We start from the raw sequence: 22104 nt of genomic DNA on the forward strand, positions 1-22104 counted from the left end.
GCAGGCGGCGCCTTTGCGAAATCAATCGCGACGCGTCGTTGCCGGAAACCAGATCGCGACCTGCGGAGGCGGTCGAAACGGCTTCCAGCTGCCCGCCGGCTGGGCGAGGCGATCGGCAATCACCCACAGCGCCGGCGCGTGAAAGCCAAGCCCTATATGCGTCGTGTTCACTTCGACGTTTTCCCGCTCTCCGCCCTCCTGCTCCAGGCAGGCGCGCCACGCCACCACGCCATCGGTGCGGGTATAGATCGATGTTGTCGGCACGGGAATCGGTTGCGCGAGGCGACTGATCCGCTCGGTGGTCGGCGGCTCATATTTCTGGCCAGTCAGAAGCCGCCAGATCGCGCGGACATTGCTCGCGCCCGGCGCCGCGAACGGACTGCCGAGCGTGATGACCATCCGCACCGCCGTGGGGATCTGCCGCGCAGCCTCGCGCGCGATGATGCCGCCGCGGCTCCAGCCGACCAGACTGACCTTCGAGCCGCCCTGCTTTTCGAGTTCGATGACTCGCGCCGCCACGGCGGAAAGGTCAGCGTCCGGCGCGCGCACATTGCGGCCGCGGCCCCATCCATGAACCTGATAGCCGAGGAATTCGAGGAATGAGCGTATGGCCAACGTCGACCGGTCATCGGCGCCCAACCCGGGCAAAACCATGACCGGATGCCGCTGCCCGCGCGGCGCGGTCGCCAGAAGCGGCGCCGCCACGGCAAGAAGCGCCGGAATATCAAGAAAGCCGCGCCCTTCCGCGGCAAGCAGGGCGAGCGAGGGTGGTTCGACAGTCTGCTCGTCACGTCCCATGGGTAAGCGTCCGTGGTTGATGGTCAAGAATAGCGCTTGCAACCGTGCATCGCGCGGCGAGCACGAGAGGTCAGTTCGGCGGTGCGGCTTTTCCGAGCACTCCGCCGATGGCCCGCAACAGCCAACTCGGCTGATACTTGATCCATTGGACCGCCAGCTCGTTGGCAAGCCCTGCGACATGCACCGGCTTCCCCGCCATGCAGGCGCGGTAGCCCTCCTGTGCGACGGTCTTCGCGTCCATGATCATCATGCTCGGCATGTTGCCGAGATTGGTGCCATGGACCATTCCGGTGTTCGTCACGCCGGGACACAGCGTCGTCAGCGTGATCCTGCTGCCGCTTAATTCCTGGGACAACGCCTCGCCGAACGACAGCACATAGGCCTTTGACGCGGCATAGACCGCAAGGTTCGGCACCGGCATGAACGCCGCGACTGAAGCAACGTTCAGGATCCGTCCGCTGTTGCGCTCGAGCATCGGCGCGAGGAAGAGACGGGTCAATGCCGTCATGGCAACGACATTGACCTGCAGCAGCCGCAACTGGTCATCGAGGCCGATTGCGCCGACGCGTCCTTCGAGCAAGAGGCCGGCATTGTTCACCAGCAGGTCGACCCGCACGCCAGCGTCCTTCAGCGAATCGAACACCGCTTGCGGCGCCGACGGCTCGCTCAGGTCGGCAGCAACGATGGTCACCTTGGTGCCATGATCGGCCTTGAGCTCGCGGGCGAGCTCCTGCAGCTTGTCGCGGCTACGCGCCAGCAGCACGAGGCTGAAGCGATTGGCCGCGAGCACGCGCGCGAGCTCGAGCCCAATGCCGCCCGATGCGCCGGTCACAAGCGCGCATTGAGCTTCGTTTCCGCTCACCGACATGAGGCGACTCCCTTCGCTGCCAGAACGGTTCTGCGCGATCCACGGACGGCGCGTGCTACAAGCCGCCGCCGCGCCAGACCACGTTCGTCGCGCCGCGCCAGCTCGGCAGGCGTGCCGGCGCACTTCCGGTCGGCAGCATATGTGCGGGAGAACCGTTCGATCGCCCGCAGCAACGCCTGGGCCTGCTCGAATTGATCGGCCGTTTCCTTCACCTCGCCAAGCGACCTGCGCAACGGCTCGAGCACCTCGATCCGGTCAACATAGCCCGACAGCCAGGCTTGCGGATCGCGATTTTGCAACGCCGGCATCACGTCACCGAACGATCTTGGCCGATCGCCATGACGACGTCGAAGGCGACGCGCTCGACCGGCTGCAGTCCGTCGACGGTTCTGAGGATGTTCCGCGATCGATAGTAGTCGACCAGCGGCGCGGTCTGCTCGTTGTAGGCGTCGATACGCAGCTTGAGCGTTTCGTGATTGTCGTCGGCGCGCACTGCGCCGCCCTGCTCTCGCGCTTCGCGGGCCCTCGCCTCGATCCGGTCCAGCAACACCGTCTCGTCGGCCTTCAGCTCGACGACGTGGTCGATCGCAAGACCCTCGGTATCGAGCAGATCGTCGAATTTGACCGCCTGTGCCATCGTCCGCGGGAAGCCGTCGAGCACAAAGCCACGCTGGGCATCCGCTTGCGAGATACGTTCGATCACCGCGGCGATCACGAGCTGATCGGGAACGAGCCCACCACTCACCATGATATCCCTGACCTTCCGTCCGATGCCGGTGCCCGCGTCGACCGCAGCACGCAGCATGTCGCCTGTCGAAAGGTGCGGTATGTCGTACTCCTCGACCAGGCGCCTCGCCTGCGTTCCCTTGCCCGCACCAGGCGGCCCCAGCAGAACGATCCTCATCGCGTGTGTCCCGATACTCGCTTGATCACCGACAACTTTCTGGCGGAAGGTCGAGCGACCCGGCTCCGTACGGGCCGGGCCGCTCGAATTGTCGTCACGCCATCGCCAGGCGCGCACTGGGAGCAGGCCGCATCGACAGCAGCAACAGCAATCCCGACAACACGTAGAGCGCCATCACGAAGTACATGCTGTAGATGTTGTCGCCGGTGCCTCGCACGATCAGCCCGTTGATCGATGGGCTGATCGCCGGGCCGAGGTTGCCGAGACTGCTGATCAGCGCAAGCCCTCCGGCGGCGGCGCCGGTGGACAGATATTCGCTGGTCAGTGCGAAGAACAGCGGCGTCGCTGACGCAATTCCGATCACCGCAAAGGACAATGCAAGGATTGATCCGACGAGGTTGCCCTGCAGCATCGTGGTGATGAACAGGCCGAACGCGGCGATCGCGACGCAGGCAGCATAGTGCCAGCGGCGCTCGTGCCACTTGTCGGAGTGCCGGCCGATCAGGATCATGCCAATGACGCCGGCGGCATTCGGGATCGCGGCATAAACGCCGACAAGGAACAGATCCTTGACACCCCAACTCTGGATCAGGGTCGGCATCCAGAACACCATCGTGTAGGTCGCGCCGAGCAGGAGCAGATAGACGAACGACAGCACATAGACCTTGGGGTCCTTCAGCATCTGCCCGAACGTTCCCGAGGGCTCGCTCTCGATGTCTTTCTCATCGTGCCGGAAGGCGTCCTCGAGCAAGGCTTTCTCGTCCTTCGAGAGCCACGCGGCCCGCTCGGGCTTGTCCTCGAGCAAGGCGTAAACCAGGATGCCAAGAATCAGCGCCGGCAGACCCTGGACGAGGAACAGCCACTGCCAGCCATGAAGGCCGCCGGCACCGTCGAGATACTTCAGGATCGAGCCACACAGCGGACCGGCGATCACAGACACGATCGTCGTCGCCGACATGAAGGTGGCGATCACCTGCCCGCGCCGCGCCGATGGATACCAATAGGTGAAGTACAGGATCACGCCGGGAAAGAAGCCGGCCTCGAACACACCGAGCATGAACCTGACGAGATAGAACTGGAACGGTGTCGACACGAACATCATGGCGGCTGCGGCGAGCCCCCACAACACCATGATGCGCAGCAGGGTCTTGCGCGCGCCGATCCGCTCCAGGAGCAGGTTGCTCGGCACCTCGAACAGAAAATATCCGACGAAGAAGATGCCTGCGCCGAGACCGTAGACCGCATCGTCGAACGGCAGCGTCTGCTTCATCTGCAGCTGTGCGTAGCCGATATTGATGCGGTCGAGATAGGCGATCATATAAGCGATCAACAAAAGCGGGATCAGGCGCCAATCGATCTTCGAGAACAGGGATTTGTGCGCGGGGCTTTCCAATACCGACAGGGATCCCTTTGCGGCGGGTGGATGCATCCTGGTGTCCTCCAAATGTTCTTTTGATACCGGCGCCGAGCGGGAGACCGCGGTGGCGTTCCCAGCTCCGGCAATGTGACGCGTTGAAGGCCCGGGCGCCTAGCTGGCCCGGCTCGCCTTGTCGTTTGCGGCAGCCGGCGGCACTTCGTCTGGCTGGATGATCGTCACCGACGCCGCGGCCGCCGATGCCGCCTTCGATTGGGCCGCAGCCTGCGTCGTCAGCTCGACGATCTCGGCCTCGACCGGAGGCAGGGCTTCGATCGCGCGCAAGGCCGCCCGGAGGTGCTCGATCATCTCGTAGGACTCGTCCTGCGTGAGTACACGCCGGCATGCGGTCAGACCGAACTCGAGCAGTCCCGCATAGCTGTGCACCGTGATGTTCAGCGCGCTGCCGTGATAGGGGATCGAGACCGGGAAATAATGCACCATCCGTGCGCCGGCCATGTAGAGATGCTGCCCCGGTCCCGGCACATTGGAGATCAGCACGTTGCCCGCTGCCGGCATGCGGCTGGCGAGGTTGGAGCGGCCAAGCAGTGAGGCGAGCCCGGTCATCAGCCACGGCGAACCCGTGATCGGCACATCGACACCGAGCACCGGCTTGAGTTCGCGCACGACCGCCTTGGCCGCCTCGGATGACGCGTGGATCGCCTTGAAGCGGGTCGGCAGGTCATCGATATCGGTCGCCAGGTCGACGCGTACCGCCGAAACCTGGTTGTTCATCGCCTTGTCGCCTTCGGCACGCAGGCTAACCGGCACCATCGCGATCAGGGCCTCCTTGGGCAGCAGGCCGCGCTCGGCGAGGAAGCGTTGCAGCGCGATGCTGCACATCGCCATGACAATGGTGTTGACGGTACCGCCGACACGTTTGCCCAGGACCTTGATGTCGGCAAGCGGCAACGACATCGTACTGTAGGAGCGCTGATTGGTGATGGAGTCGTTGAACACCGTCTTCGGAGCCAAGCCGAGGCCGAGCGAGCGCTCCCCCTTCTGCGACCGCTGGCTGGCCATCACGGTTGCAGCCGTGCCGAGCGCCTTTGCCGCCGTCGGCAGGAGCTCCGCGAGCTTGCGATATTGCTGGGCCGCGTTGTTGGCCGCCGCCTGCAATAGCTCGGTCACGCCGAGCTGGTATTGCGCGGCGGCGCGCTTGCGCCGTGGCGGCGGCACCTCGCGCATCTTGGGCGAGACATCATAGAGTACCTTGGCGAGCTCGACACCGGCCTTGCCATCGACGCCGCTGTGATGCGCCTTGGTGTAGAACGCGACCTGGCCGTTCTCGAGGCCATCGATGACATACATCTCCCACAGCGGACGGCTGCGGTCGAGCAGCGAGGCGTGCAACCGCGCGACGAGTTGCTCGAGCTGTGCCATGGTGCCTGGCCGACGCAAGGTGACGGTCCGCACGTGGTAGTCGAGGTCGATATCATCGTCCTCGATCCAGACCGGTTCCGCGAGCTGGAACGGCATCTGCGCCAGTTTGCGGTTCAGCAACGCCGAGAGATGGAGACGCTTGCCGAGCATCTCCTTGACATCCTCGTAGTAGTCGCCCTGATAGCCCTCGGGGAGATCGAAGATCATCAGGCTGCCGACATGCATCGGCGTCTCCGGCGTTTCGAGATGCAGGAACGATGCATCCATGCTGCTGAGTTGATCCATTCTTCCCTCCCATGACGTTGTGACGGCGATTGCCGTCTTGATGACCGTGCGCCGATATCTCGCGCGTCACGGTCATTGCATTACGGCCGGACAGACAGCTCTGCGCCGCTGCCGATCCGGTTCACGCAGGCGATCTCAGGCCTGCGCCCGGGCCGCGCGCTCTTCCTCGTCGTACAGCTCCTTCTTCGAAAGCTTGCCGACCGCGGTCTTCGGCAGTTCGGCGCGGATTTCGAGCGCCTGCACCATCTCGTGCTTGCCGAGCTTGTCCTTCAGGAACGCCTGCAGCTCTTCGAGCTTGAACGGCTTGGCGTCCGCCTTCAGCTTGATGAACGCCTTCGGCGACTGGCCGCGATACTCGTCGCGGATGCCGATCACGGCGACCTCCTCGACCGCCGGAAATTTGTAGATCGCCTCTTCGAGGACGCGCGGATACACGTTGTATCCGCTGCACAGGAGCATGTCCTTGGTGCGGTCCACGATGAAGATGAAGCCATCCTCATCCATGTAGCCAACGTCGCCCGTGCGCAAGAAGCCGTCCGCGGTCGTCACCTCGGCAGTGGCGTCCGGCTTATTCCAGTAGCCCTTCATCACATTCGGGCCCTTGATGCAGATCTCGCCGCGCTCGCCGAGCGGGACATATCCGCTGCCGTCGTCGACGTTGAGGAACTTGATGACGATGCCGGGCATCGGCATGCCGCAGGAGCCGGCCTTGCGCATGGCGCCATGCTGCGCCGGCGTGTAGGTGCCGCTCGGCGAGGTCTCGGTCATGCCCCAGCCTTCGCTCAGATTGCAGCCTGTGATCGAGGCGAATTGCTGCGCCACCTCGAGCGGCAACGGCGCGCCGCCGGATCCGCAATATTTCAGCGCGCGCAGGCTGTGCTTCGGCGTCTCCGGATGGTTGATCAGCGCGGTGAACATGGTCGGCACCCCGCAGAAGACACTGACCGACTTCGTCGAGATTTCCTCGAGCGCGGCCTTCGGATCGAAGCGGACATGCTGGATGATCTCCGCGCCCATCAGGACGCCGAACAGCACGTTCACGGAAAGCGCGTAGATGTGGAACGGCGGCAAGACGGCCAGGAAGCGCTCTTGCCCATCGACCAGCACCGGCGGCGAGCCGGCCGTCGTCGCCCGGTACTGCTGGCACGCGCTGGTCAGGTTGGCGTGGGTGAGCATCGCCCCCTTCGGCAACCCCGTCGTCCCGCCGGTGTATTGCAGCACCGCGATGGTCTCGCGCGGATTGTCGATCGGATAAGCCTGGTAGGCGCCATCATTGTGGGTCAGCTGGCCGAAGCTGATGTGATGATCATCCCAGGCGACTTCGCTCAGCTGCTTGGCCGCCTTCATCTCGTTGACGACGGTGTCGGGGTCGGCGGTGATCTCGCCAAGCGAGCCGACCACCAGCTTCTTCAATCTTGTCTTGCCCAGCATCGCCGCCATCTGCGGATAGAGCGAAACCATGTCGAGCGTGATCAGGATATCGGTCTTGCTGTCCTCGATCTTGTGTTCGAGCACCTTGGCGGCGTCCAGCGGCGAGTAGTTGACCGCCGTGCCGCCTGCCTTGAGGATGCCGAAAAACGAGATGATGTAGTGCGGCGTGTTGGGCAGATAGAGGCCGACATGAACGCCCGGCTTCACGCCGAGGAGCTGCAGGCCCTTGGCCACGCGATCGGTGAGCCGCCCGAGCTCGGCATAGGAGATCCGCTTGCCCATGAAATCGATCGCGGGACGATCCGGCCATTTGGCAACGGCATCGCCCAATATCTTCTGCACGGGTCCGGCAGCGATCTCGATGTCCCAGCGCACGCCGTCGGGATAGGATCGGATCCAGGGCATGTCGTTCATGAGATCTCTCCCTTCTATGGTCGCTCGGATCAGACGGCGGTCACGCCGCCGTCGACCGCGATGGTCTGGCCGGTGATGAATGCACAGGCATCGGAGGCGAGGAGCGCGGCGACGCCCTTGAGGTCTTCGGGGCCGCCCTCGCGATTCATCGGCGCCATATGCGCGGTCGCGCTCTGGTCGAGCTGCGCGGTCATCTTGGTCGGGAAATAGCCCGGCGCGATCGCGTTGACGTTGATGCCGAGCGGCGCCCATTCGTTGGCGAGCGTGCGGGTCAGGTTGACGACCGCGCCTTTGCTCGTGTTGTAGGCCAGCGTCGGCGTGCCTTCCGGATAGCAGCCGGTGAGGCCCTGGATCGACGCGATGTTGATCACCTTGCCGCTGCGCCGCGGCACCATGCAACGGCGGCCGACCTCTTGGGTGGCGATGAAGATCGCAGTCACATTCAGGTTGATCACCTTGTTCCAGCCGTCGAGCGTATGCTCGATCGTGGCGGCGCCCCAGGACGTCCCGGCGTTGTTGACGAGGATGTCGACCGGGCCCAGCGCGGCCACGACCTGCTCGATCATCGGCGCGATTGTCTCCAGCCTGCCCATGTCGCAAACCACCGGGAGCGCCTCGATGCCAAGCCCTTTGAGGTGAGCAGCCGCGGCATCAAGCTCATCCCGCTTGCGCGCGGTGATCGCGATCTTGGCGCCGAGTTCGCCCAGCACCTCGGCGATCTGAAGACCGAGACCTCGCGATCCGCCCGTGACGAGCGCGACGCGACCCGTTAAGTCCTGCAACTTGGCCAGACTCATGGCTTTCCCCCGATGGTTGGCGCCTCACACGCGCAGCACTATTTCGGCTGCAACAGCTTCTGAAGGTTCGTAAGGTTCTCCTGCATGCGGTCCTGCATGACCTTCCAGGCGTTGTTGCGCGCCTGCGCCTCCAGCTGCGACAGCTCGCGGAAATCGGCGACCGCCTTCTCGACCTGCTGCCTGGCGGTCTCGGTCTGCTTCGACATGCCTCCACCGCTTGCGAAGCCCTGCATCGCCGCCTGCCACTGCGCGAGTGTCTCCTGCAGGATTTCGTTGCGCCGGCTGACCAGCGCCTGCACGCCTTCGTAAGCCTGCCGGTTCGCCTCCGCCAACGCCTCCATGTCCTTGCGCTGCCACTCGACCAGTGCTGCGATATCGAACCCGGGCAGCGCGAATTTCTCGGCCATTTTCTTCAGATCCCCGAGCCACGGCAGCGCGCCCGTGCCACCTGCGTCGGATTGCCTGTCATCGGTCCCCATCGACGTCCTCCTTCTGGTGTTTGGCTGGCGGCGGCGACACGCCGACCCGTGGACTGCGCGTCAGGCCGCCGGCCAGCGCGGTCGAAACAGGCTGACGCTGTCATCGGCTCGATCCGGATCGGGGTACACCATGCCGCGGAGACCGCTGCGGTCGAATGGCGACCATTCGTCCTCTCCGAGCGCGAGGCGGTCCGCGATCGCATAGAGCACGGCCGGATTGTGTCCGAGCCCGCAATGACTGCCTTCGACCTCGATGTTCTGTGTCCGGTCGGCATGCTGCTCGCGGCAACCCCACCACGAGACGATGCCGTCGGTGCGTGAGTAGATTGCCGTGCTCGGTACCGGCGGCGGCAGCTTCATCGTGTTCCTGTCGGGCCAGTCGTCGACCTGGCGCTCGCTCAGGATCTCGTAGAGCCGCCAGGCATTGCTTGCCTTCGGCTCGTTGGCGAACGGGCTGCCGAGCGTGATCACCTGGCGGACCAGATCGGGCGCACGCCGTGCAATCTCACGCGCAAACACGCCGCCAAGGCTCCAGCCGATCAAGCTGACCTTGCGATTGTATCGCTCGGCGAGTTCGGCCAGCCTTGCGTCCATGGCAGCCTCGACGCCGGGACGCGGTCCGCGATTGGGTCCAAGCTTCCAGCCATGCACCGCGTAGCCCTGCGCCTTCAGGTAGGCGCGCAACGGTCGCGTCGAGATATCGCTGGCGGAGAGCCCCGGTAGTACGAGGACCGGATGTCCGTCGCCGCGCGGCGCGCGGCGAAGCAGCGGGTAGCTGGCGAAGAACGCCTGCAACTCCCAGATCCCGCGCACTTCGAGCGCGAGCAGCAATTGCGACGGCGGCGCAGAGCGGTCGACGACCGTATTCATGTCAGAATGTCCCCTCCCGGATCACGCAGCGCGTCCCGCACGACCCGACATTTTATGATTGCTGCGTGGCCCCGCGAGCGTCGCCATGCAGACCCTGATCGCGCAACCGCGCATCCTCTTGGTCTCAAAACGCTATCGAGCAGGTCAGACCCGTTAAAGGTGCAATTGGCCCGCTTGACCGGTTAGTTTGGGACATCCGCCAATGAATCTTGCGCGCCGGCTGCGATGCCTGGTGCCCGGCCATCGCGGAAGTCCGAAGGACTTTTGCCGGTCCAGCGGGCAAAGGCGTGGCGGAAGTTCGCCGCATCGCTGTAGTCAAGCCGCGCGGCGATCTCGTCATTGGTCATTTGGGTGTTGCGCAGATAACCGACCGCGAGCTGCATGCGGACCTCGGAAACGATCTGCCGGTAGGTTTTCCGCTGCAGCTGCAGTCTGCGGCGGAACGTTCGCGGATGAATCGCAAGCTCCGCCGCCATTGCCTCGATACTCGGGAATCGACCGGGATGCTCGACGAGCCGTCGCCGGATGTCGGCGGCAAGACCGTCGTCCCGCGCGACAGGATCGAGAACCTCATCATAGATTCGGCCTGCCATCGCCCTGGTCATCTCGTCGGGGCAGACCGCCGGACGGTCGATCCAGGCCGCGTCGAATTCCAGCGCGTTCTTGCACTGGTCGAACCCGACCGGACACTGGAAGATGCGGTCGTAGGTCCCAGCGTGCGGCGGCCGTGCATAGGCGGCGCTCAGCTTCGAGAAGCGGAACGAGCTGCCATAGACGTCACGGCTCAGCGTCTGATAGGTCGCGAAGGCGAACTCGAGCGCGAACCGATAGACGTCATCGGCCGGGTCGCGCGAAAGCAGGGGCTCGAGCACACAGCTCACCGTTTCGTCCTTGCGGGTAAAGTCGATGTCGGCGACCGTTCCGAGGATCCGACCATACTTGGCCGCAAAGTCGATGACTCCGGCCCGCGTCGGGCTGCTCAGCATGGCATAGCCGTACATGCCGTAGGCCATGACATGCATTCGTTCTCCGGCGCGAAACGCGATCGCCGGATCCCGCGACAGCCGCATCGCATTGCGAAAGACCGTCCCGACCTGCCGATAGGAGACGCGCACCGACGAATCCCTCAGGTCGGCACTCGTCAAATTGGCGCCGCCGAGCGCGCGCGAGGCGGAGATCCCGTCCTCGGACAGGACGTCCACGACCGCAGCGATCCGTTGCGGCGAATAGAGACACTGCAAAAGATTTGGTGACGGGTGATACACGAGCTTCCTCGTCCGCCTTCCGTGCCTGTTTCCGGTCCCACAATCCGGGAGGCTAGTAAGCCGAGCCAGGCAACGGAAGGTTCGATTGGTCGCGTTTAAGGGTGAGTTCCGGACAAGACCGGCCAAAAGAAAGACCGCCGAGGGGAGGCGGTCCAGGTTGGGAGAACGCGATCGCGAGCGCAACCACGGCGCCGAGCTTATGCGCGCTTCGGCCGCACAAAAGGTTCGATTGAACCAATTTGCCGGTGAACTACGGACAACGCCGGCGAAGCGCCCCTTGGATAAGTCGGGGTCTAAAGACCCTCGTCGCCCCGGAACTCGGATGGATTCCTGCCGGTCCAGCGCGAAAAGGCGTGGCGGAAGTTGGCCGCGTCGCTGTAGCCGAGGCGGCTCGCGATCTCCTCATTGGTCATGCGCGTCTTGCGCAGATACTCGATCGCGAGCCGCATGCGTACCTCTGCAAGCAGGCCGCGATATGAGGTTCCTTCCGCCTCGAGCTTGCGCCGCAGCGCGCGGGGATAGATGTCGAGCTGCTCGGCGATCGCCTCGATACTTGGATAACTGCCCGGCTGCTCGATCAGTAGCCGGCGGATATCGGCAGCAACGCCGCCGGCGCGGTTCACCTCGCCGAGGATCTCCTCGCACATCTCCCGCGCCATGGCGTGGGTACGCGGATTTGCCAGCGCCCGCGGGCCGTCGTTGCGTACGTATTCGTATCCACAATGATGCTGATTGAACAGGACCGGACATCCGAAAAGAGCACGATACGCCGCTGTGGACGGCGGCGGTGCATAGTCGAGCAGCACGCGCGAGAACCCGAAGCCCTGACCGGAGCGGTCGCGAATGGTCGTCAGATGCGCGGCCAGTGCGAACTCCACCGCGAAGCGATGCACACTCTCGGTCGGATTCGGCCAGTGCATGGGCTGGAACGTCGCCACCACCACCTCACCATCATAAGAGAGGCCGAAATCGCAGAACGGACCCACCACGCGGATGTATCGCGCCGCGAAGTCGCGGGCCTCCGCGTGGGTTGCGCTGCTCAGCAGCGCGTATCCGTACATGCCATAGGCGGTAACATGCATCCGCGCTCCGGAGCGCAGCGCGATGGCGGGGTCCCTTGCCAGCCGCAGCGCATTGCGGATCACCGTGTCGAGCTGCCGATAGGATATTCGCGTCGTATGGGACTCGAGCTGACCGATCACAAGCCCGGTGCCATCGAGAACCTCCGATGGATCAATGCCCTGCTCGCGAAGCTCGGCCGCGATGGCCGCGATCGAATGCGGCGGGAATATTCGCTGCGCGAAGCTGGGCAGCATCCGGCTCGGCAATTGGCTTACGTGCGAATCTTGCCTGGTCATTCCGATCGCGTGTCCCTCGCATTCCGCGCGTTCCCGCTCCACGATTGATTTACCGCTTCAAACGTAAGCCCGATCACGTACGCGACGCAATGATCGGGTACCCGCGCGCGCTGCGTGCGCCGCGTTCCCCGTCCGGAAGTCACCCGGTCGGCGGTCCAATCGCACCTTTCTCCGCTTCGCGAGATCGCTAGGCTCGCGATGCCTTGCTCGACAACCGGCACGCAGCCGGAGGCCCGCACGGACCACGGCAAGCGCTATCAAGGGAGGAGCGGATGCGACGGGAGGACATTCTCAAGCAGCTGACGACGCCAATCGGCGCCCCGGCATTTCCCCGCGGGCCGTTTCGCTTCACCAACCGCGAATACCTCAACATCCTGTATCGCACCGATATCGAGGCGTTGCGCGCCGTCGTTCCCGAGCCGCTGGAGATCGACGATCCGCTGGTCCGCTGGGAAATCATGCGGATGCCCGACACCTCCGGTCTCGGCGACTACACCGAATGCGGCCAGGCCGTCCAGGTGCGCTTTGGCGACGAAAAGGGTGAGTACCTTCACGCGATGTACCTCGATAGCCTGCCGGCGCTGGCGTCCGGCCGCGAAATCAGCGGCTATCCCAAGGTGATCGGCAAGCCGAAGCTCTATATCGATTCCGATACGCTGGTCGGCACGATGGATTACGGCAGCCTGCGCGTGGCCACCGCGACGATGGGTTACAAGCACCGCGCGCTGGATCTCGAAAAGGCAAAGGCCGAGATCTGCGTACCGACCTTCATGCTGAAGATCCTGTGGACCTATGACAGTCCGAAGCCGGCGGGCGAGCCGCGCATCTGCGAGCTGCTGCGCTCCGAGATCACCGACATTACCGTCAAAGGCGCCTGGACCGGACCGGCCCGGCTGGAGCTCTTCGCCCACGCATTGGCCCCGATGGCCGACTTTCCGGTGCGCGAGATCGTCGCGTGCAGCCACATCATGACCGACTTGACGCTGTCCCGCGCCAAGCGCTGCCACAACTATCTCGATCAGCCGCGGTAAACGTGCACGTCGGAGAAAGCCATGCCATCATCCGCAGATCGCGCCGCGGCGCTCAACCGCTATCGTAATGTGTGCGTTATCGGGGCCGGCGTCATCGGCTCCTCCTGGGCGGCGCTGTTTCTCGCGCACGGGCTCAATGTCGTGATCAACGATCCGCAGCCCGGCATCGAGGCCACGACCAAGGACGCCCTGATCAAGATCGCGCCGACATTGCTGAAGCTCGGCCTGCCGCATGAGGGGTTGGAGCGCAACCTGCGCTTCGAGCCGGATCTCGCGCGCGCCGTCGCCGGTGCCGACCTCGTGCAGGAGAACGGCCCGGAGAAACCCGAATGGAAACAGCAGCTCTGGGCGCGGATCGAGCCAGCGGTGCCGAGGCATGCGTTGCTGTTGTCCTCGAGCTCGGCGCGGCCGGCCACCGAGCAGGCGCGAGAGATGAAGGATGCAAGCCGGCTGCTCGTCGGCCATCCCTTCAACCCGCCGCACTTGATCCCGCTCGTCGAGGTCGTCCCCGGCGAGCAAACCGATCCGCAGGCCACCGCCGACGCCGTGGCGTTCTACGAGGCGCTCGGCAAGGTGCCGCGGGTGCTCAAGAAGGAGATTCAGGGCTTTGTCGCCAATCGGCTGCAGCGCGCGATCATGCGCGAGGCCTGCTATCTCGTGCAGGAGGGCGTCGTCACGGTCGACGAACTGGACGACATCGTCACCAGCTCGATCGGGTTGCGCTGGGCCGTAAACGGGCCGTTCAGCTCGTTCCACATGGGCGGTGGCCCGAAGGGGCTGGAATCGTTCTTCCAGCACCTCGGCAAGAACATGGCCGCGTCGTTCAAGGTGATTCCGCAGGTCGACCTCGACGAGGCGCTACAGCGCAGGATCATCGACCAGGCTGCGGCGTCTTTCGGCAAAACGCCGATCCCGCGGATGGAGCGCGAACGCGACGACACGCAGGTGGCGCTGTTGCACGTGCTGGCGGCACGCAACGGCAGGGATCGCACATAGTCGGCTCGCCCTCAGGGCTACGCGCGCTCGCAGACACAGGCGGTCGCCATCTTTCGGAATCCAGACGCGCCCGGGGTGATCCTCGGGCATCAAGCGGAGACGGACGCTCATGAGCATCTTCAAGGGATTGAAGGTCATCGACTGCGGCAGCTTCATCGCCGCGCCAACCGCCGCGACACTGTTGGGAGACTTCGGCGCCGACGTGATCAAGATCGAACCGCCGGGCGCCGGCGACGCGTTCCGTCAGGTACCTAAGCTACCGGGCATGCCGAGATCCGACCAACCCTATGGCTGGCTGCTCGATAACCGCAACAAGCGCGGCCTTGCGCTCGATCTATCGAAGCCCGAAGGCCAGGCGGTGCTGCATCGACTGGCCTCCACCGCCGATGTCTTCATCACCAATTATCCGCTCGCCGTCCGCAGGAAACTTGCGATCAGCTACGAGCGGCTTGCCGCGGCGAATGATCGGCTGATCTACGCATCCTTCACCGGCTATGGCGAGACCGGCGACGAGGCAGGAAAGCCGGGCTTCGATGTCACTGCCTACTGGGCGCGTTCAGGCCTGATGGACATGGTGCGGAGCGACGCCAGCACGCCGCCGGCGCGGGCGCTCGCCGGCATGGGCGATCACCCGTCGGGCGTTTCGCTGTTCGCGGCCGTGGCGGTGGCGCTGTATCAGCGCGAGCGCACCGGCCGCGGCACCCAGGTCGGTTCCTCGCTGCTCGCCAACGGCGTCTGGTCGAACGGCATCATGGCACAGGCGGCGCTGTGCGGGGCCACGTTCACTCCGCGGCCACCGCGCGAGAATTTGTTCAATGCGCTCGGCTGCTATTACCGCTGCCGCGACGGCCGCTGGCTGCTGCTCGCGATCGTCAACGAGCAGCGCGACTTTCCGACCGTAGCGAAATGCCTGGGCCTCGACGACCTGCTCACCGATCCGCGCTTTGCCAAGCAGGCCGATCGCTTCGCCCGTTCCGCGGAACTGATCGCTCTGTTCGACGCGGCATTCGCGACACGGGACCGGGACGAATGGCGGGCGCGCCTCGACGAAGCCGGCATCGTCTTCGAATGCGTCGCCGAGATGGGCGACCTGTGCGCCGACCGGCAAATGCTATCAGCCGGCGTGCTGGTGCCGTTCGAGGACGATGAGATGCTGACGATCGACAGCCCGTTCTTTGTCGACGGTGCGACCAAGGTGAAGCCGCGCAAGGCGCCCGCGGTCGGCGAGCACAGCACGCAGATCATGCGCGAGGCCGGCTACGATGACGCGGCCATCGCCGGGATGCGCGAAAGCAAGATCCTGGCATGATGCGCTGACCACCTGCCGCCTTCGTCGCGCGCACGAGAAAAAGGCCGCGCCCTCGGGTGAGGAGCGCGGCCAGTCTCGAGGCGCCCGAACCGGGGGGCACCACAGCGGCGATGCGGCGCAGCTGAGGTTCGGAGGACGCCCCCGAGCAGAAACGATCAGCGCCGGACGCGCTCCCAACTCCCTGACCAGCCGCCGCGTTTACTGTCGATGGCCAAATCTATGCGTGGAGTTCGACCACGAGGAGGTTCGACGAGGCCGGTTCGGAGGTGACTTATGGACAGCGCTGAGTGACGAACGGTCAGACGGAGCTTTGTCCTGCCCGCACGGTCTTCACATCGGCGAAGAGACCCGGAAATCGGAGGGGCTCTTACCGGTCCAGCGGATGAAGGCATGCCGGAAGTTGGCGGCGTCGCTATAGCCCAGCCGGTTCGCGATCTCCTCGTTGGTCATCGCGGTCTTCCGCAGATATTCGATCGCAAGCCGCGTCCGCACCTCGGCGAGCAGCTCACGATATGATGTATCTTCCGTTTCGAGCTTCCGCCGCAGCGCGCGAGGATGCATCGAAAGCCTCTCGGCGATCGCCTCGATGTTCGGATACCTGCCGGGCTGCTCGATCAGCACCCGCCTGACATCGGCAGCGACCCCGCCCGCATGATTGACCTCGGACAACACCTGCTCGCACATCTCGCGCGCCATTCCATGGGTGCGAGAATCCGCCAACGCCACCGGCCCGTCGGCCTGCGACAGCTGGTACCTGTACTCGTTGCCGCGCTGGCGAAACAACACCGGACAGTCAAAGATCACCTGGTAGGCGTGGGCATGCGCCGGTTCGCCATAGGCGAGGGAAATCTGCGAGAAGCGGAATGACTCGCCGGCCAGGTCCTTCATCGTTGTCAAATGCGACGACAGGGCGAACTCGGCCGCGAAGCGATGCACGTCCTGCGTCGGATTCGGCCAATGCAACGGCTCGAACGCACAGACGACCGCCGCGCCGTCATACGAGTATTTCGCATCGCACAGCGGGCCAACGACCCGAAGGTATCGATTGGCGAAGGCGCGCGCATCGTCATAGGTCGCGCTGCTCAGCAACGCATATCCGTACATTCCGTGCGCCGTCACCCGCATGCGCTGTCCGGCACGGAGTGCAACGGTCGGCTCGTTGGACAGCCGCAATGCATTGCGAACCACGATGTCGATCTGCCGGTACGAGATGCGCGTCGTGTGCGCTTCGAGCTGATCCTCGGTTAAGCCGGTGCCCGCCAGCGCCACGGACGATCGAACCTGTTGCCTGCCGAGCTCGGCGATGATGGCAGCAATCAACTGCGCCGAGTACACGTGCTGGTCGAAATCCGGCGGTAACTGACATTCCGGCACGGCGTCCCGCAGGCGCCTTCCAGCGCTCATGTTCGTCTTCCTCCCTGGGCCTAAAGTCTTGCTCAAATCGAAATCATTCGCAATGCTGCCAGCAGCCGGCCGGCTCCCCCTATCCCCAGCCTTGGGGCAGCGCGCACGCGGGTCGTATCCAGCGATGCCGAATTCGGTCGCGAGATATTTCGTCGGCGCCGCCGTGCTTCTGGTCAGCACTCCACGACATTCACCGCGAGCCCGCCCAGCGACGTCTCCTTGTATTTGGACTTCATGTCCTCGCCGGTCTGCAGCATCGTCTTGATGACGGCATCAAGCGAGACGTAGTGCTTGCCGTCGCCACGCAGCGCCATTCGGGCGGCGTTGATGGCCTTGACGGCCCCCATCGCATTGCGCTCGATGCAAGGGATCTGCACCAGGCCCCCAACGGGATCGCAAGTGAGACCGAGATTGTGCTCCATCCCGATCTCGGCAGCGTTCTCGACCTGGGCCGGCGCACCGCCGAGCACGGCCGTCAGGCCGCCTGCGGCCATCGAGCAGGCGACGCCGACCTCGCCCTGACAGCCAACTTCCGCGCCGGAGATCGAGGCATTCGCCTTGTAGAGCATGCCGATCGCAGCCGCGGTGAGCAGGAAGGTAACGACGCCCTCGTCGGTGGCACCCGGACAGAACTTGACGTAGTAATGCAGCACGGCCGGGATCACGCCGGCGGCGCCGTTGGTCGGCGCGGTCACGATCCGTCCGCGCGCTGCATTCTCCTCATTCACCGCCATCGCGAAGGCGTTGACCCAATCCATCGCCGCCAGCGGATCGACGCTCTCGGTGTCGCTGTTGCGGGCCGACAGTTCGCGGTAGAGCGCCGGAGCGCGACGGCGAATGTTCAGCGGCCCAGGCAACGGTTCCGCCGCACCGGCATTGTCGATTCCGAAGCCGCGATCGACGCATTGCTTCATCGTCTCCCAGATCTTCAGGAGGCCGGCACGGACGTCAGCGTCGGTGCGATGAACACACTCATTGGCCAGCACCATGTCGGCGATCGAGAGCCCGCTCGACTGCGCGCGCGCGACCAGCTCGGCGCCGGTTCCGAACGGATACGGCCAAACCGGAAGCTCACCGCCTGCGCCGCCAGCCAGGTCGCCCAAGCCACGTTCGATCACGAACCCGCCGCCGATCGAGAAGTAATAGCGTTCCGCCAGCAGACTGCCGTCGGCCGTGAACGCCACAAGACGAATCCCGTTGGGGTGCTCCGGCAGCGAACTGTCGGGCTGGAAGATGATATCGCGTCCGCGCCGGAACGGGACCGGGTGAACATTGAGCAGCCGCAACTCGCCGGAGCGCCGGATATCCGCAAGCTGCGGCGCCACCTGGGCCGGATCGACCGTATCGGGCTTTTCGCCGAGCAGGCCGAGGATCACGCCGAGATCGGTCGCATGCCCTCGCCCGGTCGCGCCCAGCGAGCCATAGAGGTCGGCACGGACCTGCGCCGTCCTGGAAAGAAGGCCATCGCGCTCGAGCGCGCGGGCGAATTGTCCGGCCGCGCGCATCGGCCCCACCGTATGCGAACTCGATGGGCCGATACCGATCTTGAAGATGTCGAAGACCGAAAGCATCAGGCAGCAGGCAGTTGTTGCTTCACCAGCTCGACCCAATACGCGGCGCCGAGCGGCAGGATGGCGTCATTGAAATCGTAGTATGGATTGTGCAACGGCGGATCATTGGCGGTCTCGCCCGCGCCGATGCAGATGTAAGCGCCCGGACGCTCTTGCAGCATGAAGGCGAAATCCTCCGATCCCATCGCCGGCTTGATGTCGGTTTGCACCTGTTCGGCTCCGACGAGGTTTGCGGCTGCCGACGCTGCGGCATCGGTTTCCGCGGGCGTGTTGATCACCCCCGGATATCCCCGCATGTAGCTCAGATCGACTTTTGCGCCATGGGTTTGCGCCACGCCGGCGCAGACCTGCTTCATGGCGGCCTCGACCTGATTCTGTATCTCGGCGTCCAGCGTTCTCACCGTGCCGCGCAATGTGACAGTTTCGGGCACCACGTTCCAGGTGTCGCCGCCATGGATCTGGGTAACGCTCACGACAGCGGCGTCCATTGCGCCGATGCGGCGGCTCACGATGCCCTGTAGCGCGGAGACGAGATCGGCCGACACCAGGATCGGGTCGATGCCCTTTTCCGGCGTCGCGGCATGACAACCGCTCCCAGTCACCACGATCTCGAAGGTATCGAGAAAGGCCGTCGCAATGCCAGTCCGGATCGCGAATTTTCCGCGCGGGATATTCGGAATGTTGTGCATCCCGTAGACCGCGTCGGCCGGAAACATCTTGAACAAGCCCTCCTCGACCATCTTCTTGCCGCCGCCTTCGTTCTCCTCGGCAGGCTGGAAAACGAAATGGACGGTGCCGCGGAACGGCCGGTGACGAGCGAGCTGCACGGCAGCTCCGAGCAGCATCGTGGTGTGGCCATCGTGGCCACAGCCGTGCATCTTGCCGGCGCGGGTTGACTTGTGAACGCGGTCCCCCAGTTCCTGGAGATCAAGCGCGTCCATGTCGGCGCGCAGCGCGATCGTCGGGCCTTCGCCGTTCGTCAGTGTCCCGACCACGCCGGTTCCACCGAGGCCGCGATGGACCGGAATCTGCATCTCCATCAGCGCATCGGCTACGAGCTGGGCCGTGCGGTGCTCCTGGAACGCGGTTTCCGGGTTGGCATGGATGTCATGACGCCAATCCAGCATCCGGGCACAGATATCGTCGGCGATTCCAAACTTCTTTGACATGCGTTGGTCCACCTGTTCGTTGGTTAGCGATGGAAGAATTCGGCGATCAATGTCGCACCAAGGAATGTGCCCGCGGCGGCCGTCAGCGAGACCACCACGATACGCCAGCTCAGCTTCCTGAAGATCGGAAGATCCTTGGCAACCGAGAAGCCGGCGAGCGTCAGCACGGGGGTCGTGAAAGCAAGGAAGTTCAGCTTGTCGACCGAGCCGATCATCGCGTTGGAGAACGGCAGCAGGCCGGGAATGCCGAGCACGGTGGTGACCACGACCAGGATCAGGATGTGCGGCACTTTCGACAGCAGACGGGCAAGGACGTCGACCAGCAGCACGACCGCGAGCACGATCAGGAGACCTGCCCCCGACTCCAGCAGCGGAACCTTGTAGGTGAGCGAATTGCCGATCAGGACGCCGCACGCGACGGTGATCCAGGCGAGCAGCGAGTCGAAGAAGCCGAAGGTGCCGTGCTTCGTCTCGCCGGCGCTGGCGATCGAGGGCCCGAGATCTTCCGACGCGAAGTTCGAGAACCGGCCGAGCGCAGGCTCCAGCCTGTCATACAGCCAGGAACACACCGGCAGCGAGAAGAACAGGGCGAAATAGAAGCCGAGGACGGCGGTCATCAGGTTCGCCGCCGAGGCGATCGCAATCAGCTCCTTCGCCATCTCGGGCGGATTGTGGCCGTTGATGGTGCCGATCGCGGCCGCCATCATGCTGCCCGAGCCGACGCCCGCGCCCATCGCGAGCGACCGCGGATCGAAAATGTGCAGGCTGGCGATAAAGCCGGCCAATAGTGCGATGAACAGCGCGCCGAGCACGGTACCGGTGATGTACTCGGCCAGTACGCCGCGCCCCTCGGCGGAGTTCATGCCGTATTTCTCGCCGATGATCACCATGTTGCCTTCACGGCCGATCGAGAAGGTCGCGCCGACGGCTTCGCGCTTGACGCCGAGCAGCAGCGCAATCGGCAGGCCGAGGACGAGCGTGCCGAAGGTGTGCCCGAGCTCCTGGAAGATCAACGCCCAGCCAGCCTTCTGCACCTCAGGCAGCGCGCCGCCGACCGTGAAAGCCATCTTGATCACGAAGAGCAGCAGGCCTGCGTTGAGCAGTTGTCCCGCATAGGTCTGCAGGCTGGGCCCGATCCGCGCGGCGGCAGGCAGATAACGTGCCGAGAGGCCCCATGCGGCCGCGATCAGCAGCGCCCACACCATCGGTTGAAGCAGCACCTTGCCCGGTCCGATCTGGAACTGGACGATCCCGATCGTCTCGGCGACGGCAACGATGATCAGAACGGCAACGAACAGCGTGAGCTTGCCGGTGCTTGCGGGATTGACCGCCTGGGCGGCCAGGTCTGCGGAAGGCGAAGAGGTCGACGTCATGGTGCTGGACACCTCCAGAAAATGATTGCGAGGCAATGCGGTGAACGGTGAACCAACTTGCCCGCGCAGCATCGGGGAGAAAGCGTCTTGCATCAATGATCGTGTCGTCCAGTTTTTGTTGCATTTTTTGCAACGCTGGAAAAACGAAAGTCCAGCCCGCGAAAGCCGGCATGACCGCGACCGTTACCGTGATCGATGCGAACGGTGCGAGGACGGCGAAGCCGTTCCTCGGCTAGCCCCTGCTAGTCGATCGCTCCGGACGAGCCGCCCGGTTCGAGCTTCTGCACATCCGCCACGTTGACGCCAAGCACGACGATGTCGTGCGGCTTGCCCTGAAGGTCTTTGACCTGGTCGCGCAACAGAGCTTCGGCGCGGAAGCCGAGTGCTTCGAAAATCGCGATCGCCCGGGTCTGGTCGGACGTCATCTGCACGGTCAGGCGTTCCAGGCCCATCGACAGTGCGAGGTCAAACGCCTCATTGGAAAGAGCCCGTCCGATGCCGGTGCCGCGCACATGCGAGGAGATCACGGTCCTGATCTCGCCGACATGGGCCGACCACGACATGGGGTCCCGCACGATCGTGCCGCACCCCACCACGATGCCGTCCTTGACCACCAGCAGGCTGACGATCGAGCCGCGCTCGATCTCCTTGATCCATGCCGAGAGCACCTTCGGCTCGCGGATATTCCGCGGCAGGAACAGCATGTCGTGCACGGCAAGCGCGTTGGCAAACTTCAGGACGGCGGCCTCGTCGGGAGGCCCCATCAACCGAAACTCGACGTCCCCGCTCTCGAAGTTGACGCGACGCGGATAGGATCGCATCTTGGTATTCCTCATGCAGATCGCTCAATCAATCCGAAATCCAGACTTCACCGCAACCACCTTGTGGGGATCGCAGCGTTTTTCCCGCCTGTCCTGCACGTAGGAGCCAGATCAGGCAAGCCGAGTGTAGCAATGTCCTAATATAACTCCTGAAACGGCCCGTT

General features: G+C 64.3%; 20 protein-coding genes. 3 read left to right on the top strand and 17 right to left on the bottom strand.

The features are described 5' to 3' along the window. Positions 1-21 precede the first annotated feature (21 nt). The 12 genes from ACE10Z_RS41215 to ACE10Z_RS41270 all read right to left on the bottom strand — a co-directional run bounded on the left by ACE10Z_RS41215 (position 22) and on the right by ACE10Z_RS41270 (position 12266). Positions 22-798, bottom strand: coding sequence for an esterase/lipase family protein (locus tag ACE10Z_RS41215; protein ID WP_375785788.1), 777 nt, complete (start codon positions 796-798; stop codon positions 22-24). A 70-nt stretch (positions 799-868) separates the two neighbouring features. Then, positions 869-1666: an SDR family NAD(P)-dependent oxidoreductase gene (locus ACE10Z_RS41220; protein WP_375785789.1), complete on the bottom strand. Its 798-nt coding sequence runs from the start codon at positions 1664-1666 to the stop codon at positions 869-871. Then, positions 1657-1977 (bottom strand): hypothetical protein, encoded by a 321-nt coding sequence (locus ACE10Z_RS41225; protein ID WP_375785790.1) that lies wholly within the window; start codon positions 1975-1977, stop codon positions 1657-1659. The genes ACE10Z_RS41220 and ACE10Z_RS41225 overlap by 10 nt, the downstream gene beginning before the upstream one ends. Continuing rightward, complete coding sequence (locus tag ACE10Z_RS41230; protein WP_375785791.1) at positions 1974-2570, bottom strand: adenylate kinase; 597 nt, start codon at positions 2568-2570, stop codon at positions 1974-1976. The genes ACE10Z_RS41225 and ACE10Z_RS41230 overlap by 4 nt, the downstream gene beginning before the upstream one ends. A gap of 94 nt (positions 2571-2664) precedes the next feature. Continuing rightward, positions 2665-3999, bottom strand: coding sequence for an MFS transporter (locus tag ACE10Z_RS41235; protein ID WP_375785792.1), 1335 nt, complete (start codon positions 3997-3999; stop codon positions 2665-2667). 99 nt (positions 4000-4098) lie between these two features. Further along, the gene (locus tag ACE10Z_RS41240; RefSeq protein WP_375785793.1) at positions 4099-5652 is read right to left on the bottom strand and encodes a wax ester/triacylglycerol synthase family O-acyltransferase; all 1554 of its coding nucleotides are present in this window, start codon (positions 5650-5652) and stop codon (positions 4099-4101) included. A gap of 135 nt (positions 5653-5787) precedes the next feature. Further along, positions 5788-7497 carry a long-chain fatty acid--CoA ligase gene (locus ACE10Z_RS41245; protein ID WP_375785794.1) on the bottom strand — a complete coding sequence of 570 codons (1710 nt, stop codon included), beginning with the start codon at positions 7495-7497 and terminating at the stop codon, positions 5788-5790. A 29-nt stretch (positions 7498-7526) separates the two neighbouring features. Further along, entirely contained in the window at positions 7527-8294 is a 768-nt protein-coding gene (locus tag ACE10Z_RS41250; RefSeq protein ID WP_375785795.1) for an SDR family oxidoreductase, read from the bottom strand. Positions 8295-8332: 38 nt separating this feature from the next. Then, positions 8333-8773: a TIGR01841 family phasin gene (gene phaP, locus ACE10Z_RS41255; RefSeq protein ID WP_375785796.1), complete on the bottom strand. Its 441-nt coding sequence runs from the start codon at positions 8771-8773 to the stop codon at positions 8333-8335. 60 nt (positions 8774-8833) lie between these two features. Next, entirely contained in the window at positions 8834-9643 is an 810-nt protein-coding gene (locus ACE10Z_RS41260) for an esterase/lipase family protein (protein WP_375785797.1), read from the bottom strand. Positions 9644-9825: 182 nt separating this feature from the next. Beyond that, positions 9826-11091, bottom strand: coding sequence for an AraC family transcriptional regulator (locus tag ACE10Z_RS41265; RefSeq protein ID WP_375785798.1), 1266 nt, complete (start codon positions 11089-11091; stop codon positions 9826-9828). 110 nt (positions 11092-11201) lie between these two features. Continuing rightward, on the bottom strand, positions 11202-12266 hold the full coding sequence (locus ACE10Z_RS41270; protein ID WP_375785799.1) for an AraC family transcriptional regulator: 1065 nt from the start codon (positions 12264-12266) through the stop codon (positions 11202-11204). 272 nt (positions 12267-12538) lie between these two features. On the opposite strand from ACE10Z_RS41270, the gene ACE10Z_RS41275 reads away from it, so the two are divergent. The 3 genes from ACE10Z_RS41275 to ACE10Z_RS41285 all read left to right on the top strand — a co-directional run bounded on the left by ACE10Z_RS41275 (position 12539) and on the right by ACE10Z_RS41285 (position 15602). Then, entirely contained in the window at positions 12539-13297 is a 759-nt protein-coding gene (locus ACE10Z_RS41275) for an acetoacetate decarboxylase (protein ID WP_375785800.1), read from the top strand. Between the two features lie 21 nt (positions 13298-13318). After that, positions 13319-14293: a 3-hydroxyacyl-CoA dehydrogenase NAD-binding domain-containing protein gene (locus ACE10Z_RS41280; RefSeq protein WP_375785801.1), complete on the top strand. Its 975-nt coding sequence runs from the start codon at positions 13319-13321 to the stop codon at positions 14291-14293. Positions 14294-14402: 109 nt separating this feature from the next. Next, a complete protein-coding gene (locus tag ACE10Z_RS41285) occupies positions 14403-15602 on the top strand; it encodes a CaiB/BaiF CoA transferase family protein (protein WP_375785802.1) in 1200 nt (399 codons plus the stop codon). Between the two features lie 330 nt (positions 15603-15932). Here the strand turns inward: ACE10Z_RS41285 and ACE10Z_RS41290 are convergent, their stop codons facing one another. From ACE10Z_RS41290 to ACE10Z_RS41310, 5 genes are all read right to left on the bottom strand, one after another. Continuing rightward, positions 15933-17006 (bottom strand): AraC family transcriptional regulator, encoded by a 1074-nt coding sequence (locus tag ACE10Z_RS41290; RefSeq protein WP_375785803.1) that lies wholly within the window; start codon positions 17004-17006, stop codon positions 15933-15935. A gap of 173 nt (positions 17007-17179) precedes the next feature. Further along, on the bottom strand, positions 17180-18580 hold the full coding sequence (locus ACE10Z_RS41295) for an L-serine ammonia-lyase (protein ID WP_375790051.1): 1401 nt from the start codon (positions 18578-18580) through the stop codon (positions 17180-17182). After that, the gene (locus ACE10Z_RS41300; protein WP_375785804.1) at positions 18577-19746 is read right to left on the bottom strand and encodes a M20 aminoacylase family protein; all 1170 of its coding nucleotides are present in this window, start codon (positions 19744-19746) and stop codon (positions 18577-18579) included. Before ACE10Z_RS41300 ends, ACE10Z_RS41295 begins: the two co-directional genes overlap by 4 nt. A gap of 23 nt (positions 19747-19769) precedes the next feature. Next, positions 19770-21119, bottom strand: coding sequence for a DUF3100 domain-containing protein (locus ACE10Z_RS41305; protein WP_375785805.1), 1350 nt, complete (start codon positions 21117-21119; stop codon positions 19770-19772). A 242-nt stretch (positions 21120-21361) separates the two neighbouring features. Next, complete coding sequence (locus tag ACE10Z_RS41310) at positions 21362-21955, bottom strand: GNAT family N-acetyltransferase (RefSeq protein ID WP_375785806.1); 594 nt, start codon at positions 21953-21955, stop codon at positions 21362-21364. Between the last annotated feature and the right edge of the window lie 149 nt (positions 21956-22104).

The organism is Bradyrhizobium sp. Pha-3 (assembly GCF_042258615.1).
In the GTDB taxonomy this organism is placed as follows: domain Bacteria; phylum Pseudomonadota; class Alphaproteobacteria; order Rhizobiales; family Xanthobacteraceae; genus Bradyrhizobium.

Bases quoted from the DNA above. Each gene is read 5' to 3' on its own strand.
- ACE10Z_RS41310 (WP_375785806.1), bottom strand. From the start codon at position 21,955: ATGAGGAATACCAAGATGCGATCCTATCCGCGTCGCGTCAACTTCGAG.
- ACE10Z_RS41240 (WP_375785793.1), bottom strand. From the start codon at position 5,652: ATGGATCAACTCAGCAGCATGGATGCATCGTTCCTGCATCTCGAAACG.
- ACE10Z_RS41215 (WP_375785788.1), bottom strand. From the start codon at position 798: ATGGGACGTGACGAGCAGACTGTCGAACCACCCTCGCTCGCCCTGCTT.
- ACE10Z_RS41285 (WP_375785802.1), top strand. From the start codon at position 14,403: ATGAGCATCTTCAAGGGATTGAAGGTCATCGACTGCGGCAGCTTCATC.
- ACE10Z_RS41250 (WP_375785795.1), bottom strand. From the start codon at position 8,294: ATGAGTCTGGCCAAGTTGCAGGACTTAACGGGTCGCGTCGCGCTCGTC.
- ACE10Z_RS41220 (WP_375785789.1), bottom strand. From the start codon at position 1,666: ATGTCGGTGAGCGGAAACGAAGCTCAATGCGCGCTTGTGACCGGCGCA.
- ACE10Z_RS41300 (WP_375785804.1), bottom strand. From the start codon at position 19,746: ATGTCAAAGAAGTTTGGAATCGCCGACGATATCTGTGCCCGGATGCTG.
- ACE10Z_RS41305 (WP_375785805.1), bottom strand. From the start codon at position 21,119: ATGACGTCGACCTCTTCGCCTTCCGCAGACCTGGCCGCCCAGGCGGTC.
- ACE10Z_RS41260 (WP_375785797.1), bottom strand. From the start codon at position 9,643: ATGAATACGGTCGTCGACCGCTCTGCGCCGCCGTCGCAATTGCTGCTC.
- ACE10Z_RS41245 (WP_375785794.1), bottom strand. From the start codon at position 7,497: ATGAACGACATGCCCTGGATCCGATCCTATCCCGACGGCGTGCGCTGG.
- phaP (WP_375785796.1), bottom strand. From the start codon at position 8,773: ATGGGGACCGATGACAGGCAATCCGACGCAGGTGGCACGGGCGCGCTG.
- ACE10Z_RS41235 (WP_375785792.1), bottom strand. From the start codon at position 3,999: ATGCATCCACCCGCCGCAAAGGGATCCCTGTCGGTATTGGAAAGCCCC.
- ACE10Z_RS41275 (WP_375785800.1), top strand. From the start codon at position 12,539: ATGCGACGGGAGGACATTCTCAAGCAGCTGACGACGCCAATCGGCGCC.
- ACE10Z_RS41270 (WP_375785799.1), bottom strand. From the start codon at position 12,266: ATGACCAGGCAAGATTCGCACGTAAGCCAATTGCCGAGCCGGATGCTG.
- ACE10Z_RS41280 (WP_375785801.1), top strand. From the start codon at position 13,319: ATGCCATCATCCGCAGATCGCGCCGCGGCGCTCAACCGCTATCGTAAT.
- ACE10Z_RS41290 (WP_375785803.1), bottom strand. From the start codon at position 17,006: ATGAGCGCTGGAAGGCGCCTGCGGGACGCCGTGCCGGAATGTCAGTTA.
- ACE10Z_RS41230 (WP_375785791.1), bottom strand. From the start codon at position 2,570: ATGAGGATCGTTCTGCTGGGGCCGCCTGGTGCGGGCAAGGGAACGCAG.